The organism is Acidiphilium sp. PM, from assembly GCF_000219295.1.
Lineage (GTDB): Bacteria > Pseudomonadota > Alphaproteobacteria > Acetobacterales > Acetobacteraceae > Acidiphilium > Acidiphilium multivorum.
Genome location: NZ_AFPR01000503.1, coordinates 1 through 1,369, shown reverse-complemented (window position 1 = coordinate 1,369; position 1,369 = coordinate 1). Strand labels below are relative to the sequence as shown.

General features: G+C 65.4%; 3 protein-coding genes. 2 read left to right on the top strand and 1 reads right to left on the bottom strand.

What is annotated here, in order from left to right; genetic code table 11:
* A partial coding sequence (locus tag APM_RS15820) for an Rrf2 family transcriptional regulator (RefSeq protein WP_007424394.1) occupies nt 1-206 on the bottom strand: 206 nt, incomplete at its 3' end.
* 335 nt (nt 207-541) lie between these two features.
* On the opposite strand from APM_RS15820, the gene APM_RS22755 reads away from it, so the two are divergent.
* The gene (locus tag APM_RS22755) at nt 542-718 is read left to right on the top strand and encodes a hypothetical protein (RefSeq protein ID WP_241763177.1); all 177 of its coding nucleotides are present in this window, start codon (nt 542-544) and stop codon (nt 716-718) included.
* Nucleotides 702-1,369, top strand: a 668-nt coding sequence (locus APM_RS15810; RefSeq protein ID WP_007424393.1) for a DUF542 domain-containing protein, incomplete at its 3' end; no start/stop codon positions are given. The genes APM_RS22755 and APM_RS15810, both read left to right, overlap by 17 nt.

Sequence of the window (1,369 nt, the reverse complement as noted above, 5' to 3'; positions counted from 1 at the left end):
GCGAGGCGGACGCCGCCGGTGGGCCCGCGGGAACTGAGGAGGTAGCCGCCGGCCACGAGATCCATCAGGATTTTCGCGAGATGATGGCGTGATACGTCGAGGCGGGTGGCAAGTGCGGACGTCGATTGAACCCGGTCAGGCTCGATCGCGAGCAGCATGAGGGCGCGCAGCCCGTAATCCGTATAGTTGGTCAGCGTCACAAACATATATTAGTCCGCTTATCAGGTATTGACAATGCGTATTTGGGCGGAGCATTTTACGCATATGAAATGCGTATATAGCCGGCTGACGGAGTAGCCATGCAGGACAACGGAATCGATGAAGCGATGATCGAACGGCAGGTGCATGCCTTCTATGGGGCGGCGAGGCGCGACCCGCTCATCGGCCCCGTCTTCGAGGCGAAGGTGCATGACTGGGATCGTCATCTCGGCCGCATGTGCGCGTTCTGGTCCTCTGTCGCGCTGATGAGCGGCCGTACAGCGGCACGCCGATGCAGGCGCACGCGCCGCTGCCCATCGAGGCCGCGCATTTCGGAAGATGGATGGAACTGTGGGCGGAAACCGCGCGGGAACACTGCCCGCCGGACGCGGCCGATCGTTTCGTCCTGCTCGCGGGGCGGATTGCCCGCAGCCTTGAACACGGCATTGCCGTGCATCGCGGCGAACTGCCGCTCTTCCCTCATGCCAATCAGGAGACAACCCATGTCCGGGCAGATTGAAACACCGGCCGACGCCGGTCTGTTGAACGCGCCTGTCGGCCAGATCGCCGCCAGCCGAGCGGGTGCCGCTTCGGTGTTTCAGACCTTCGGCATCGATTTCTGTTGCCAGGGCAAGCGCACGCTGGCCGAGGCGCTAGCCGGGCAGGGGATCGCGCCGTCGCCCGTTCTCGCCGCCCTGATGAGCGCCGCCGCCGAACCGCTCGATGACTGGCGGGACGCGCCGACGCCGGCGCTGATCGACCACATCAAGACACGCTACCACGCGGTCCACCTCGCCGAGCTGCCGAACCTGCGCGACCTTGCCGCCAAGGTCGAGGCGACGCACCGCAAGCACCCTGCCGTGCCGGATGGCCTTGCGGAAACATTGTCGCGCATGATCGCCGAACTGCGCCTGCATCAGCAGCGCGAGGAGGTCGTGCTGTTTCCGCTGCTCGCCCAGGGGGGCGGCGAGATGGCGCGTGCCGCAATCCAGGTCATGCGCGCCGAGCACGAGGATCACGGCGCGGTTCTCGCGGGGATCGAGGCGATCACCGGTGGCCGGGTCGCGCCGCAGGGCGCCTGTGCCACCTGGCGGGCGCTGTATCTCGGCCTCGGCAAGTTTCACGACGATCTGATGATGCATGTCCATCTGGAGAACAACGTCCTCTTCCC

Coding starts and splice junctions, on each gene's coding strand:
- APM_RS22755 (WP_241763177.1), top strand. CDS start 542: ATGGAACTGTGGGCGGAAACCGCGCGGGAACACTGCCCGCCGGACGCG.